This window comes from Rhizobium sp. YTUHZ044 (assembly GCF_051123975.1).
Lineage (GTDB): Bacteria > Pseudomonadota > Alphaproteobacteria > Rhizobiales > Rhizobiaceae > Rhizobium.
Genome location: NZ_CP101426.1, coordinates 1,646,479 through 1,658,867, shown reverse-complemented (window position 1 = coordinate 1,658,867; position 12,389 = coordinate 1,646,479). Strand labels below are relative to the sequence as shown.

Below are 12,389 nucleotides of genomic sequence, written 5' to 3'. Positions count from 1 at the left end.
CCCCAGACGCGAAAAAAATCATCGAGAATCAAATGAATGCAGCCATGCACAGTTTTGTTACCGAATGCTTGCCGCCGATATTCGGAGATGGCAGCGTCAGAATAAACGATGTTTGTGAAGGCTTTTCCGCAGCACTGACAAAAACGGGCGCCAATGGCGCCCGTCGCTCGAATTCAACAGGGAGAACGGCGTCAGAAAACGAATTCGCGCGCCTTGGCGAAACCCGGCAGCGGCTTGACCGAAGCGTTGAAGAAGACGTTCTCCGAAATGGCGCCGCGCTCGGCGACGAAGACCTTGGCACGAGCGGCATTGCCATAGCCTTCGACGGTGACCAGACGCCCGCCATCGCGAAGCTGACCGAGAAGAGCGGCCGGAACCTCCTCGACCGCGCCGTTGACGAAGATCAGATCATAGGGCGCGCCGGCGGCGTAGCCCTTTTCGAGGGGGCCGGTCACAACCTCGACCTTGCCGTAGCCGGCAAGCTTTGCCTTCGCTTCGGTAGCCAGTGCCTCGTCGCATTCGAGGGCAATGACCGAGCCGGCGATGATCGACAACAGCGCCGATGTATATCCCGTGCCGCAGCCGACCTCGAGCACGAAATCGTCTTTGCCGATGGCGGCCAGCTGCAGCAGCTTGGCGAGCGGCGAGGCCTCCATCAGGAAACGGGCCGGCTTGCCCGGTGCGGCGGCTGATATTTCGACGTCAGTGTCGATATAGGCGAGCAGCTTTGACTTCTCCGGCACGAAAGCCTCGCGCGGCACCGTCAGAAATGCCGTCAGCACGGAATGCGAGGTAACATCCGTGGTGCGGATTTGGGTGTCGACCATCTTTGCGCGCGCTGCTTCGAAATCCATCATGTCCTCTCGCTCTTGAAAAGCGGTTCCTGTCCCTCGTCTCTTAATCCCCGCCACGGATGCTTTCAAGGCTTGGCAGCGGTCGGCGAAAAGAATCCGCCAGGCGCCTCTTTCACGCCACAGGCGCAACGCCTGCGTGGAATGCCCAACCGCGTCATGTTATGATTCATAGAAGTGGGAGGAGCAGGCCATGTCTGCGATTTTCGAATATTTGACCCTGTTCGATTTCTTCATCCTCGCAGCGCTCATCGGTATCTTCTGCTGCGGGCTGCTGGACGGTGAAACGACCTGAGGAGGCCGAGCGCCGAAGCGCGCTGCCGCGTAGCTGGCATTGAGCCTGCGACAATCTAAGGCGGGCGACGCAAGACGTGTACGCTTGCCTGTAAAATAGCGTGCGGCCGAGCCGCCACCTCGAAAATCAGCGAGGTTTCGCAACTCTTTAGCAGACATGAGGAGAAATTGGAGGCCTCGCCCGGAATTGAACCGGGGTACAAGGATTTGCAGTCCTCTGCGTCACCACTCCGCCACGAGGCCTCACCTGTGACCGACATCGAAAAATATCGTGTGGTGGCCGCGATTTAGACCAGCTCTAGAATGAGCGCAAGACCTTTCATTCTGAATGTGATCCTTTTTTCATTCGGAATAGGCGTTTGCGGAAATCCTCCGGGACCGGCTACACCCTCTGATGATGATAGCCGGTTAACTAAATACCAATAAAAGTCCGGCCCTCCGGCATCCCCCCAAATAGTTAGGATTGTAATGCGAACCGATTTGGTTGATCCCCATTTTCTGGGGAGAAATCATGAACGACGCGACATTCGGCGAGACCGCCAAAGACATGTTCTTTTCACTGCTTGCGACGCTCAGGCGAAGCTCGATGGCCTATGTGAACGGAGGCAAGGAAGACGAGTGGGGCTATGCCCTCGTTACCGAACCCGTCACCGACATCAACACGAAGATGCCGATCACCGGCCACGTGATGCGCAAGGTCGTCGACGGCCAGTTTGTTCACCGCCAGATGACTGAGGACGAGTGCGAAGATTTCGACGCCGGCCGATCCTGGTGAATTGCCTGCCACTCGGGACACGAAGAACCGGCGGTATTTGAACAACTCCCAACTTGACTTAGAGCGCCTGCCCGCCATCTTATCGCCGTGGGAGGGATAGGAGCTGCGATGGAATGGGCTGCCCTAAAAGAAAGGCAGGGACGTGCGGCATATGATGCCGAGACCCGGGATCTCCACGTAAAGTTCGCTGGTTCCGCGCCGGTGAGACATGCGAACATTCCGCCACATGTCTATCAGAACCTTCTGGAGACGAACGATCCACACTTCTATTACCGATACTATATCGCGCCATCGCGCGTCCCACCGGCCCGTCGACAATCGGGCTCAATGGCAGTCCACGGGCTGAAGCTCGTTCTGCTTCTTGCCGCCTGCAGTCTCTTGATGGCAACCGAGCTTGATCCGGGCCATGGCGGGATTTTCGAGGAAAGCGAACTGAGATCGAATTAGAATCGATTCACCCGGATACATCCAGATCGAACTCGACAACCGGGCTTGCGTCATCAGCCAGCGATGATACCGACGCTCTCAAGCGAGGTCCTGTTCTGGGAACGAAAGCGGCGATCGTCCCGACCGCGATCGTTGTTGCCGTCGCGCTCGTTACGGCCGTTAAAATTGCGATAGTTGCGCGGCCCATTATAGCCGCCTTGGCCTTGATCGATGACGCAGCCTTCGGGGCGGCGGCAGATACCGCTCGCGTCAAAACCGCGGCTGTCCACGGCCTGCGCCTCGGCTGATGTGGCTGAGACGATCGCCGCCACCCAGAAGACTACAACAAAAAATGGCTTCATATCCTCACCCGGACCATCATGGCACGTTTCAGCGCCATAAAGCACCAATTCAGAAAACGATCGAAGTTCCGCAGGACGTCTCCGGCGACCGCCGCTACCCGGCCGGCTTTCGCCGCCTGTGCCACCAAACTGCCAGCCGGCGCCGAAGCCGACGGGCGATGGAAAGATCATGCGAGAGCACCAGGAGGCCGAGCGGCAGCATCCAGAAACCGAGGACCGGCAGGAAGCCCAGCAATCCACAGAAAACGAGGGCCGTGCCGATTGCCATCCGCCCGATGCGTGAGCGTGGCATACCGATGCTGAAAGAGCCGAGCACAAGCCTGTGGTTTACGTGGTCGATACCGAAGCGCCCTGCCCGCCCTCTGCGCTTCTCGTTGCCCGTTGTCTCTTGGCGATCATTCCTATTTGTCATTTCCCAGAGATGGGCGCAGACTGTCCAAATACAAGTTCATTTCATTTTTTTGAAAAAACCGCTTGGCAAATCGGGCAAGCATTTGTATTAGCCCACTCACACCGCGCCAAGCAGTGATCCCTGGTAGCTCAGCGGTAGAGCATTCGACTGTTAATCGACAGGTCGCCGGTTCGAATCCGGCCCGGGGAGCCATTTTAGAGAATAAGTGTCTGTTTTTGTTGAGAAATCCAAAAACAGGCACTTGTTTCTCCACTCCCCTCTCCACTTTGGCGATCGGTCCATACCGCCCCGACCCTTCTTTTTTGCGACAGTTCTGTGGCTACTGATGTAGCTTCCTCTCCTGTCCGACGCCTTGATCTCCTCGTATCGCAGTTGATCAGATCCAGACAGGTAACGGCGCAGGTCACCCCACTCAAACAAAAGAGCCGCCGGCTGGTGAGACCGACGGCGCGCTTGTGGGGTCCAAGGCTGGTGTCCCTGGTGCTACCGACTAAAAATCAAAATACACGGTCATACCCGACCGACGACGATAGGGGTAATCGTCGCGATAGCCGTAATAGTCGCGGGAGCCGTAATACCGCGGACGATAGCACGAGCCATAATACCGGCAGTCGCGGTACACGTACCGATGTTTCTTCCAGTGGCCATACGCATGTCCATTACCATGGTGACGGTGTTTGACCTGCTCGACGTCGGGAGAATGCACATGTACTGCAGTCGGCACGACGATAGGCGTGGCGTTTAGCGGCAGGGCGAAAGATGCAGACAAGACAATGGCTGCAAGTGTGGAAAAAAGCATCTTCATCGGCGCATCCTTTCAAGCTGCGATTCTGGGTTAACAAGCATTAACCTTCGATGAACGACTGCCCGCCCACAGAAAACACCAGCCGACGCGCCGCTGGTGTGATCGCGGGTGGTGCTCGAGCCGGCCATTAATTTCATGCTGTGCGCAGGGACAGAGCAAGCGCCCACGGGCAGCTAGCCGGCGGCGACCGGCTATCGACGCGGCGCGGCGCTGCTGCCTTGCCGCCCGCATCCGTCGGATAAGGATGCGAAAATGACACGCCCATTAAATTGGGCGTGCCCAGTTACCGGTCCGTTCGCCGACAAAGCGACTTACCAGGTCTGGCGACTATACCAATCGTCAATGTCTCGCCGGGTACGGTCTTTCTCGTAGCCGTAGCGCTCCTGGATCTTGCCTTCGAGCTGATCGCGCTTACCGTTGATGACGTCAAGATCGTCGTCCGTCAGCTTGCCCCACTGCTCCTTGACTTTGCCCTTCATCTGCTTCCAGTTACCTTCGACGCGGTTCCAATCCATGGCTTATTCCTCCTATCGTTAGGAAAGAGGAACGGAGACGAGCGATAAGGGTTCCGCTTCGGCATGCCGCCAACCATTGCAGAACCAAAATTCTTCATGTGGGCAGCGAGTGACAGAATTGGCCCTCGCTCATGCCGGCGGAGGGCTCGATAGGGGATTCAGTATGCCCGCATCAGATTTGAAGCGGCGCAGGCCCTAATAGCTGCACGAACGCCCGTCGCCAGGTCGGAAGCCGTCGGCGCAGGCCGGGTTCATCGAATCGCCCGGCTGATACCCCGATGCCGAGCCATATGAATTTGGCGGTGTCGAGCACGCCGAGGCAATGGCCGCCAGAATAATTGCCGCAGCTGGTAAAGTTGCGCGAAATCTGTTCATGGATACTTCTTCTCCCATTTCCGCTGCGCTCGATGAGCGAGAGCCCCTCCCTCGGGAATAACGGGAGCATTTCCCGAGCTCATCTCCCCGAAATCACTTTACGCCTGAAAATATAGGCGCTCTCCTCGACGGATATCAGCTCCGGTCGCGAAATTTCTGCCCTCCTTAGTAAAAATGGGATGCCAGATTGGGGGTCTCGCTGGCTAATCCGGCGGCATTACCAGAAAGCACCCGACGCATGCCCCGGAAGCGATACTGATTTCCGGGGCGAGTTGATGAAGCGACGCGAGCTTTCACCGGCACGCATTTGCCGCATCGGGTTGTGTCGAGCTATTGCCGAAGGTGGGAGCCGGGTTGCCGGTGCCGCCGGCCTGCTGGCGCTGACAGTCGTTCGGATCGCCGCCGGAGCCGGTCGCACCGGTCGCACCGGCGCCGACCGTCGTATTTGCGCCGGCACCGCTGGAGTTGGTGTTGCCGGAACCGCTGGCGTCCGAACCAGACATGGTGCCGCTGCCGGAATCCGAAGCCCCGCCGCTGCTGCCGCTGCCCGATCCCGAGCCGCCGCTTGATTGCGCCATTGCCGACGTTGCCAGGCCAATCGTGATTGCTGTTACTGCCACCATTCTCAGAAGCATTGGATATCCTCCTCGCTGCTTCATCGCCGATAGGCAGCAAACAAAAGCCCCTGGAGATTGTTTCAGTTCGAAAGCGTACAGGAACGTCCCTGCGTCGCGCACCGCCTCGACTGAGGACCACGAGCCGCGGAAACGCCTTCATTCTTGACTCGGGGTTGATGAGAACATACTAGGAACATCGGCGAGGCGGCAGGTGAAAACCGAATTGGAAGCTCTGAAGGAGATCGAAGTCGTGCGTCCGCAGGCAGCCGAGAAATTGGCAGAAGAAACGTTGAGAGGAGAAGTCGACGCAGTTGTCGCTTTTCACCAAGGGGACGTCCGTGCCGCCATTACGACGCTGCTGCTGGATTGCCATCACCTCAGACTTCAGCTTGCCCTGAGAGATAAGGACCTGAGCCGCGGCATGGCATGTGAACGGACTACGAGTTTTGAAAGGCGATGAGACATCGTCGCGGTATCGGCCTCGCGCCCCCTGATCGCCACGCCGTCGAAATCGAAGAGGCAACATTGGCGACGTTACCGGAGTGGTTTGTCATTTACGGCCATTGCCGCATATGTCGCCGCCAGATGTTTATCGACCGGCGGGATGTTGCCCGGCGCTGCGGCCAGAACCTGACTCTCGCCGGTCTGGCCAAACGCCTTCAATGCCAAGGATGCGGCAACCGCTCCGGCAATCTGCTGCTCCTTCAAATGCTGCCGCGCGATTGAAAGGAAACCAGCGCGCTTCAAACCGACCGCTTCCACCGGCGGGAACAAACGCCGTGCTTAAAAGTTGTGTGGCATCAACCACGTAACGTCGCCTTGGACAGGAGGTCTCTCATGGGTCGCGGTATTCTACTTTGGCTGCTTGGCGTTCCACTGCCTATCATCATTCTTCTGGCTCTGTTTATGCGATAGGAACGGATCATGTCGGTTTCAGTGACAGGTTCCGGAGAGGTTGCCACTCCGGTCGAATCCTCCAAATCCGCCATGACATGGGGACCCATTTTCGGTGGCGCAGCCGCCGCCATCGGAGTGACCCTCATCCTCCTGCTTCTGGGATCCGGGCTTGGGCTGACGATGGTGTCGCCCTGGTCGGGGCAAAGCAGTTCGCTCGGCACGCTCGGCATCACAGCTGCGATCTGGCTCGTCGTCGTGCAATGGCTCTCCTCCGCACTCGGAGGCTATGTAACCGGCCGCCTGCGCACAAAATGGGCGGCCGTCCATACCGATGAGGTTTTCTTCCGCGACACCGCGCATGGTTTCCTAAGCTGGGCTTTGGCGACCATCTTTGTCGCCGGATTCCTCGCATCGTCGCTGACATCGCTCGCCGGTGCCGGAGCACAGGCGGTGGGATCGGCCGCGCAAGCCGTTGGCTCGACTGCTGCGGTCGCCGGTACGGCTGCAGCAACCTCGTCAACCTCGCCGCTGGATCTTTCCACCGCCTATTTTGCCGACGCGTTGCTACGCCCTGATCAGGCGCGCGCGGCAGCGACATCCAACGATGCTGCGGCAACATCGGAAGTCTCCCGCATCCTCCTCAATGGCGCTGCCGAAGGGCAAGTTCCAGATGAGGACAAGGCCTATCTCGCCACTATCGTCTCTGCGCGAACCGGTCTTTCCGAAGCCGATGCGCGCACCCGCGTGGATGCGGTGCTGAAGCGTATCGACGACGCCAAGGCCGCCACCCAGAAGGCTGCCGACGAGGCACGAAAAGCCGCCTCGACCACGGCATTGCTTGGATCCTTGTCGCTTCTGGTCGGCGCTTTCATAGCCGCTGCGGCTGCGGCTCTGGGAGGATCGCAACGCGACGCAGAGGAAGATCTCGTCGTCACTTCCCGGCTCTGATGGATGCACCCATGGGGCGCAAGCTGAATGCTGCGCCCCCTGAGATGGCCCGGCTTTCCGGAGGTTGGATTATCCGCGACCATCCAGGCAATTGTCGCGCAAAAACCAGGCCGGGTTTTGCGGTAACGACATGCAACGCGCTTTGGTTGATGGACACGGCTCCGATCTGCTCCATCTTCCTTTATACGGGCTGTGGAGAGCCGTATGCGCTGGCGCTTTCGAGAGATTTCCGACCTCGCCGTATCATGGGCAGGGCATCATGTGCTTCCTGCCGCGCTGGTCGCGTTCACAGCCACATGGACCGCGGTGGGTTTGAGCTTTTCCTTCCCCCGACAGTGGTTCTTGCTGACCAACATGGTGGGGACACTCATTACATTCTTCATTTTGCTGCTGGTGCAGCACTCCCAAAATCGGGACATGAAGGCGCTGCATACCAAGCTTGACGAACTGATTCGATCGAGTGAGGCAGGAAACCATTGGATTGCGGCGGAGAAGAAAGATGTCGACGCCATTGAAGGCATGCGGCAGCAGCATCGAGACCAGATTTCGGCGAGGCGAACCTGAAGTGCGAAGCAGTTAGTCAGACGTTGCCTCTGCGCCAGATTTCTCCTCCGCCTTCTCCTCCATGCTTTCAGCTTTTTCTGAAAGCGTCTTGCTCATTTCCCTGAGCTCGCCCTCGTCCAGCTTTTCGATGCCGACGAACTTGTTGGCGGCCTGGCTGGTCAAAATGAGCTCGTCGAGCTTGGCCTGCAGAGCCTTTCCGTCACGGTTCTGGCTGTTCTGCAACACAAACACCATCAGAAAGGTGATGATGGTGGTCGTCGTGTTGATCACAAGCTGCCACGTTTCGGAATAATCGAAATACGGCCCGGACACTGCCCAGACGAGGACGAGCGTCAGTGCCGCGACAAAGGTGAACGGCCTTCCCGACAGCTCGGCGACGGCGGTTGCGAAGGAAGAGAAGAAGTTGGATTTGTTCGACATTCAAGAAGGCTCCCGCAGCGTCAATGCTGTCAATCGACAACATCAACTCCAGATCCGGGCGGAAGTTCCTCATGCCGTCGAGCGAGGTCCAGACGGCAGGCAGCGCACCAATGCAAGAGATTGCAGGTCAGATGCGTAGGGTTAAACCTGATGGGTGCGACGCGCAATAACGTTATAACTACAGCTGGAACTGCTGCCCACTTCCAGCTGCCACGCATCAGCGTTTCCGCGATTTGGCAACAGCCTGCTTCTGGTGGGTGAGGACCAGTTCGATCTGGACATCTTGCTGAAACTCCATCACCCGCTGGCGGACTTCGCTCTCCGGCATTCCCGCGGCCAGAAGCTGATCGGCAAGCCTGCGGCACTCGGCCTTCCAAAATTCGATCGCGTCCGCACCATGCCGGCGGCCGAGTTCCCGAGCGCAACGCTCGACGTTGGCGGTTCCGGTTGCGGAGGGAAAGGCAATAACCTTGCCTTCGTGAGAGGCGGCGGGGCGGCGGGTCGTTTCAGTGGCCATCGAATACAGGTTTCCTTTGATCCTATATGTTGTCTACGGGACGATGGTTAATGCTTTCTATTCGTTCGCCTCTTTCAATGGCCAGACTCTGCGTCCTGCCGTCAGATCATCGCATCTTCGGCCTTGACGCCGCCACGCCGATGCGCCGACAGTCCCCATCATGATCGAACCGTGAGGCAGCAGAGACCACCGATGACGATAACCACCCCCCGTGATTTCCTGAAAAGCCTGTTCGACGCGGCGGTTCTCGCCGCCGATCCGCTGACCAGCATCAAATCGCACCTGCCGGAGAAACCGAAAGGAAGAACCGTCGTGATTGGCGCCGGCAAGGGCGCGGCGCAGATGGCGCGGGCGCTCGAAAGCGCATGGGACGGACCGATCGAGGGGTTGGTGGTCACGCGATACGGCTATGGCTGCGAAACACGCTTCATCGAGATCATCGAGGCAGCCCACCCGGTGCCCGACGCTGCGGGATTCGCTGCCGCGAGGCGGTTGATGGAAACGGTGAACCGGTTGACGGAAGACGATCTGGTGATCGCGCTGATCTGCGGCGGCGGCTCGGCGCTGCTGCCCGCCCCGCCGGAGGGGTTGACGCTCGAAGACGAGATTGCGCTCAACGAAATGCTGCTTGCTTCGGGCGCGCCGATTTCGGCGATGAATGTGGTGCGCAAACATCTCTCCACCATCAAGGGCGGCAGACTGGCGGCGGCGACGAAAGCGAGACTCGTCAGCCTGATTGTTTCCGACATTCCTGGCGACAACCCGGCCCATGTCGCCTCCGGGCCGACGGTGCCCGACGGTTCAACACGGCACGAAGCGCTGGAGATTATCAGGCAATATGGATTGCAGTTGCCGCAGGCCGCGCTCGACCATCTGAACTCGCCGAAGGCAGATGCACCGCGGCCGGACGATCCGGTATTCCTGCGGCACCAGCATCACATCATCGCCTCTGCCGGCGTTTCGCTGGCGGCGGCGGCCGCCAAGGCGGAATCGCAAGGGATCACGCCGGCAATCCTTTCGGATGCCATCGAAGGCGAATCGCGTGACGTGGCGCTGGTGCATGCGGCCATCGCCCGCGAGGTTCTCGGGCGGAACAGGCCATTCTCGAAGCCGGTCGTCCTCCTGTCCGGCGGCGAGACGACGGTGACGCTGAGAGCCAAGGGCGGCAAGGGCGGGCGCAATGGCGAATTCACCCTTGCCATGGCGCTTGCGATCGATGGGCAAGACGGTATTGATGTGCTCGCTGCCGACACGGATGGGATTGACGGCTCGGAAGACAATGCCGGCGCCTTTGCCGATGGCGGCACGGTGAAGCGTCTGCGAGCCGCCGGGCTCGATCCGCGCCGGCTGCTCGACGGCAATGACAGCTACACGGCGTTCCAGGCGATCGACGATCTCTTCGAGACCGGTCCGACCGGAACCAACGTCAACGATTTCCGAGCGATCCTCATCCATTAGAGCCCATGAACGATTAACCGGCGATCAGGTCTTGATCCGCCCCTGCCCGACCAGCCAGCCGACTGATTCCCGCACCGCCTGCAGAGATGTATATCTCGGGGTATAGCCCAACAGGCGCCGGGCTTTGGCAATCGAGCAGTTCGGACTGCGGGCGATGTGCTCCCATGTCGCCTCCGCGTCCTCGGCCGTCTGGCCTTTCGCCCAAACGTCGAAGGGCGCGAAGGTGAGCTTCGGGTCGCGCCCGAACCATCGCGAGATGGATTCGGCGTAACCGCGAAGCGTCACGGCCTGCTCCGATACCGCATGGAAACTTTCGCCGATCGATGCGTTCCGATTGGCGATCGCATCCATGAACATCGCCGCCACGTCATCGGCATGGACGTGATGAACGGTCTCCAGGCCGAAATTGGGCAGCGCCAGATCCTCTCCGCGGGCCAGGGTCGAAAAGACCTGCAGATTAAAATTGCCGGCCGGATTGAGCGGCGCCCATCCGGGGCCGACAATGTGGCCGGGATGAATGACGGTCGCCGGAAAACCCCGAAGTCTTGCCTTCTGCAGCAGATAGGTCTCGATCGCCGCCTTCTGGATGCCATAGTCACCGAACGGAGACTTCGGCGCTTCCTCCCGTGTCGGCACGGCCACCGGATATCCATGTGTCCAGATCGTGCCGGTATGCAGGAAGTGGCCGACATGCCCTGACAGCGCCGTCACCAGCTGCTCGGCGCTTTCCAGCGTGAAGCAGATCATATCGATGACGATATCGGCTTTCACTTCCCGCACGGCCGGACCGAAATCACCCTTCCGCTCCATCTCTACCCGGTCCATCTGTCGCTGATCGACGGAGGCCCAGGCGCGGTTTGCCGTATAAGGCTTTGCCGCGCCGCGGCTGATGGTGACGACGTCGTGACCCGCCTCCACTAGACGGGGAATGAGATAGGTTCCGACGTGGCCCGTTGCCCCAATGACCAAAACACGCATTGTCTTCCTCCCGATGGCATGATCCGCTGCGACTATGCTGCTCCGTCCGGCGATCCCGCAAGCAGACTTTTCGCCGCGAATGGGGCAGGCCTGCTATTGGTTCCTGAAAACGAGGCAGGTGCCGCCATGCTTGCGGATCTGGCTGCAGACGTCGTTGGCCTCCATACGTGTCTGCCGGGCGATACGGGCGGCGTAACGCGGGCGGAACCCGAAGCTGCGATCGCGCTGGCGCAAGATCAACGGCTGCTCCGCATTCAATGGCGCCGGCAGATCCTGCACGGCATCGCGAAACATGCGCCGCGCCACCGCCATATCTGCATTCGCCGCCAGCTGGATGCCCCAGGGTGCCCAAATGCCCTCCTGACGCCAAGGCGTGTCCTTCAATATCCGGCTTTCGGCGAGCGCCACGCAGCCTTCGAGGAAGGGCTTGTTCCTGTCCAGCGGGACGGCCGCGTCTTCAGGCGGATTGTCCTTCCACTCCTCGACCGTATGCGCGGTGATCGCCATCACGTAGTTACGCGTCTCGTAGGGTAACCTGCCTGATGTAAGGTAAGTCGCAAGACCATTTTCGCCGGCGTTATAGGCGGCGGCGGCAAGGCCGAGATTGCCGAAACGGTTACGCAACTCGTCGAGATATTGCGCCGATTTCCTCAAGGCTTCCAGCGCCTGATAGCTGTCCTCGAGGCCGCGAAGTTTCGCCGTTCCAGGCATGAACTGCGCAATGCCCTGCGCGCCCTTGAAGCTGACCGCGTCGGGGCGAAACGTGCTTTCGCGCCAGATGAGCCGAGCGAAATAAGCTGGCGGCAACCGACTGGCCTCGGCGAAATGCTCGATCGCATTGCAGAGGTCACGATTGAAACTGTCTTTGCGGATGCAGAGCCTCTCGCCCGATCCCGAGGCCGAGGGTCCCGAATAGAGACAGGCCGGCTCGGCAGCACTCTCTTCCGGCTGAGCTTTCGGCGTGTCGACGGCGGAAAACAGAAAGGAGAGCGAAAGCAAGGCCTTCGCCGATCTCCTCAAAATGCCGGACTGACGCTTTCGCCCTATCATCGGATCTCAGCAGGTTAACTTCCATCGCGACGCTCATGTTAGATAACATCGATCAAGGCGCGAAGCTTCCCCATTTCGCAATGCGGGCATGAAAAAGCCGCCGGGCAATGGCCGCGGCGGCTCCG

At 59.5% G+C, this 12,389-nt stretch carries 18 protein-coding genes and 2 tRNA genes; 7 read left to right on the top strand and 13 right to left on the bottom strand.

The window, feature by feature from the left end:
• Window positions 1-191: 191 nt before the first annotated feature.
• A complete protein-coding gene (locus NL154_RS08230) occupies window positions 192-857 on the bottom strand; it encodes a protein-L-isoaspartate O-methyltransferase family protein (protein WP_210628139.1) in 666 nt (221 codons plus the stop codon).
• 457 nt (window positions 858-1,314) lie between these two features.
• Window positions 1,315-1,388, bottom strand: a tRNA-Cys gene (locus tag NL154_RS08225).
• Between the two features lie 268 nt (window positions 1,389-1,656).
• Between NL154_RS08225 and NL154_RS08220 the strand changes: the two genes are divergently transcribed.
• Both NL154_RS08220 and NL154_RS08215 read left to right on the top strand, forming a co-directional pair.
• The gene (locus NL154_RS08220; protein WP_210628140.1) at window positions 1,657-1,920 is read left to right on the top strand and encodes a hypothetical protein; all 264 of its coding nucleotides are present in this window, start codon (window positions 1,657-1,659) and stop codon (window positions 1,918-1,920) included.
• A 108-nt stretch (window positions 1,921-2,028) separates the two neighbouring features.
• Window positions 2,029-2,367 carry a KTSC domain-containing protein gene (locus NL154_RS08215; RefSeq protein ID WP_210628141.1) on the top strand — a complete coding sequence of 113 codons (339 nt, stop codon included), beginning with the start codon at window positions 2,029-2,031 and terminating at the stop codon, window positions 2,365-2,367.
• A gap of 53 nt (window positions 2,368-2,420) precedes the next feature.
• Here the strand turns inward: NL154_RS08215 and NL154_RS08210 are convergent, their stop codons facing one another.
• Entirely contained in the window at window positions 2,421-2,708 is a 288-nt protein-coding gene (locus tag NL154_RS08210; protein WP_210628142.1) for a hypothetical protein, read from the bottom strand.
• A 94-nt stretch (window positions 2,709-2,802) separates the two neighbouring features.
• Window positions 2,803-3,120 (bottom strand): hypothetical protein, encoded by a 318-nt coding sequence (locus NL154_RS08205; RefSeq protein WP_210628143.1) that lies wholly within the window; start codon window positions 3,118-3,120, stop codon window positions 2,803-2,805.
• Window positions 3,121-3,237: 117 nt separating this feature from the next.
• Here NL154_RS08205 and NL154_RS08200 point away from each other — a divergent pair.
• Window positions 3,238-3,312: transfer RNA gene (locus NL154_RS08200), tRNA-Asn, on the top strand.
• A gap of 298 nt (window positions 3,313-3,610) precedes the next feature.
• Here NL154_RS08200 and NL154_RS08195 read toward each other — a convergent pair.
• From NL154_RS08195 to NL154_RS08180, 4 genes are all read right to left on the bottom strand, one after another.
• Window positions 3,611-3,925, bottom strand: coding sequence for a hypothetical protein (locus NL154_RS08195; protein ID WP_221146533.1), 315 nt, complete (start codon window positions 3,923-3,925; stop codon window positions 3,611-3,613).
• Between the two features lie 311 nt (window positions 3,926-4,236).
• Window positions 4,237-4,440, bottom strand: coding sequence for a CsbD family protein (locus NL154_RS08190; RefSeq protein WP_221146532.1), 204 nt, complete (start codon window positions 4,438-4,440; stop codon window positions 4,237-4,239).
• A 195-nt stretch (window positions 4,441-4,635) separates the two neighbouring features.
• Complete coding sequence (locus NL154_RS08185) at window positions 4,636-4,815, bottom strand: hypothetical protein (protein WP_434733882.1); 180 nt, start codon at window positions 4,813-4,815, stop codon at window positions 4,636-4,638.
• Window positions 4,816-5,108: 293 nt separating this feature from the next.
• Window positions 5,109-5,450 carry an oxidoreductase gene (locus NL154_RS08180; RefSeq protein ID WP_434733881.1) on the bottom strand — a complete coding sequence of 114 codons (342 nt, stop codon included), beginning with the start codon at window positions 5,448-5,450 and terminating at the stop codon, window positions 5,109-5,111.
• Window positions 5,451-5,643: 193 nt separating this feature from the next.
• On the opposite strand from NL154_RS08180, the gene NL154_RS08175 reads away from it, so the two are divergent.
• Window positions 5,644-5,892 (top strand): hypothetical protein, encoded by a 249-nt coding sequence (locus tag NL154_RS08175; protein ID WP_434733880.1) that lies wholly within the window; start codon window positions 5,644-5,646, stop codon window positions 5,890-5,892.
• 74 nt (window positions 5,893-5,966) lie between these two features.
• Here NL154_RS08175 and NL154_RS08170 read toward each other — a convergent pair whose 3' ends face one another.
• Window positions 5,967-6,179 (bottom strand): hypothetical protein, encoded by a 213-nt coding sequence (locus tag NL154_RS08170; RefSeq protein ID WP_210628146.1) that lies wholly within the window; start codon window positions 6,177-6,179, stop codon window positions 5,967-5,969.
• Window positions 6,180-6,356: 177 nt separating this feature from the next.
• On the opposite strand from NL154_RS08170, the gene NL154_RS08165 reads away from it, so the two are divergent.
• Together NL154_RS08165 and NL154_RS08160 are read left to right on the top strand one after the other, a co-directional pair.
• On the top strand, window positions 6,357-7,277 hold the full coding sequence (locus NL154_RS08165) for a hypothetical protein (RefSeq protein WP_434733879.1): 921 nt from the start codon (window positions 6,357-6,359) through the stop codon (window positions 7,275-7,277).
• Window positions 7,278-7,481: 204 nt separating this feature from the next.
• Window positions 7,482-7,841, top strand: a complete 360-nt coding sequence (locus tag NL154_RS08160) for a low affinity iron permease family protein (protein WP_210628148.1) — start codon at window positions 7,482-7,484, stop codon at window positions 7,839-7,841.
• 12 nt (window positions 7,842-7,853) lie between these two features.
• On the opposite strand, the gene NL154_RS08155 is transcribed toward NL154_RS08160, so the two are convergent.
• Both NL154_RS08155 and NL154_RS08150 read right to left on the bottom strand, forming a co-directional pair.
• Window positions 7,854-8,261, bottom strand: a complete 408-nt coding sequence (locus NL154_RS08155) for a low affinity iron permease family protein (RefSeq protein ID WP_210628149.1) — start codon at window positions 8,259-8,261, stop codon at window positions 7,854-7,856.
• 217 nt (window positions 8,262-8,478) lie between these two features.
• A complete protein-coding gene (locus NL154_RS08150) occupies window positions 8,479-8,778 on the bottom strand; it encodes a DUF6074 family protein (RefSeq protein ID WP_210628150.1) in 300 nt (99 codons plus the stop codon).
• A 192-nt stretch (window positions 8,779-8,970) separates the two neighbouring features.
• Between NL154_RS08150 and NL154_RS08145 the strand changes: the two genes are divergently transcribed.
• Window positions 8,971-10,236, top strand: coding sequence for a glycerate kinase type-2 family protein (locus NL154_RS08145; RefSeq protein ID WP_221164824.1), 1,266 nt, complete (start codon window positions 8,971-8,973; stop codon window positions 10,234-10,236).
• Between the two features lie 24 nt (window positions 10,237-10,260).
• Here NL154_RS08145 and NL154_RS08140 read toward each other — a convergent pair whose 3' ends face one another.
• Both NL154_RS08140 and NL154_RS08135 read right to left on the bottom strand, forming a co-directional pair.
• Window positions 10,261-11,214, bottom strand: a complete 954-nt coding sequence (locus tag NL154_RS08140; RefSeq protein WP_434733878.1) for an NAD-dependent epimerase/dehydratase family protein — start codon at window positions 11,212-11,214, stop codon at window positions 10,261-10,263.
• A gap of 93 nt (window positions 11,215-11,307) precedes the next feature.
• Window positions 11,308-12,264 carry a lytic transglycosylase domain-containing protein gene (locus NL154_RS08135; RefSeq protein ID WP_221154919.1) on the bottom strand — a complete coding sequence of 319 codons (957 nt, stop codon included), beginning with the start codon at window positions 12,262-12,264 and terminating at the stop codon, window positions 11,308-11,310.
• Window positions 12,265-12,389 lie beyond the last annotated feature (125 nt).

Excerpts from the sequence above, each read along its gene's own strand:
- NL154_RS08230 (WP_210628139.1), bottom strand. The coding sequence starts at position 857 with ATGATGGATTTCGAAGCAGCGCGCGCAAAGATGGTCGACACCCAAATC.
- NL154_RS08220 (WP_210628140.1), top strand. The coding sequence starts at position 1,657 with ATGAACGACGCGACATTCGGCGAGACCGCCAAAGACATGTTCTTTTCA.
- NL154_RS08215 (WP_210628141.1), top strand. The coding sequence starts at position 2,029 with ATGGAATGGGCTGCCCTAAAAGAAAGGCAGGGACGTGCGGCATATGAT.
- NL154_RS08210 (WP_210628142.1), bottom strand. The coding sequence starts at position 2,708 with ATGAAGCCATTTTTTGTTGTAGTCTTCTGGGTGGCGGCGATCGTCTCA.
- NL154_RS08205 (WP_210628143.1), bottom strand. The coding sequence starts at position 3,120 with ATGACAAATAGGAATGATCGCCAAGAGACAACGGGCAACGAGAAGCGC.
- NL154_RS08195 (WP_221146533.1), bottom strand. The coding sequence starts at position 3,925 with ATGAAGATGCTTTTTTCCACACTTGCAGCCATTGTCTTGTCTGCATCT.
- NL154_RS08190 (WP_221146532.1), bottom strand. The coding sequence starts at position 4,440 with ATGGATTGGAACCGCGTCGAAGGTAACTGGAAGCAGATGAAGGGCAAA.
- NL154_RS08185 (WP_434733882.1), bottom strand. The coding sequence starts at position 4,815 with ATGAACAGATTTCGCGCAACTTTACCAGCTGCGGCAATTATTCTGGCG.
- NL154_RS08180 (WP_434733881.1), bottom strand. The coding sequence starts at position 5,450 with ATGCTTCTGAGAATGGTGGCAGTAACAGCAATCACGATTGGCCTGGCA.
- NL154_RS08165 (WP_434733879.1), top strand. The coding sequence starts at position 6,357 with ATGTCGGTTTCAGTGACAGGTTCCGGAGAGGTTGCCACTCCGGTCGAA.
- NL154_RS08160 (WP_210628148.1), top strand. The coding sequence starts at position 7,482 with ATGCGCTGGCGCTTTCGAGAGATTTCCGACCTCGCCGTATCATGGGCA.
- NL154_RS08155 (WP_210628149.1), bottom strand. The coding sequence starts at position 8,261 with ATGTCGAACAAATCCAACTTCTTCTCTTCCTTCGCAACCGCCGTCGCC.
- NL154_RS08150 (WP_210628150.1), bottom strand. The coding sequence starts at position 8,778 with ATGGCCACTGAAACGACCCGCCGCCCCGCCGCCTCTCACGAAGGCAAG.
- NL154_RS08145 (WP_221164824.1), top strand. The coding sequence starts at position 8,971 with ATGACGATAACCACCCCCCGTGATTTCCTGAAAAGCCTGTTCGACGCG.
- NL154_RS08140 (WP_434733878.1), bottom strand. The coding sequence starts at position 11,214 with ATGCGTGTTTTGGTCATTGGGGCAACGGGCCACGTCGGAACCTATCTC.
- NL154_RS08135 (WP_221154919.1), bottom strand. The coding sequence starts at position 12,264 with ATGATAGGGCGAAAGCGTCAGTCCGGCATTTTGAGGAGATCGGCGAAG.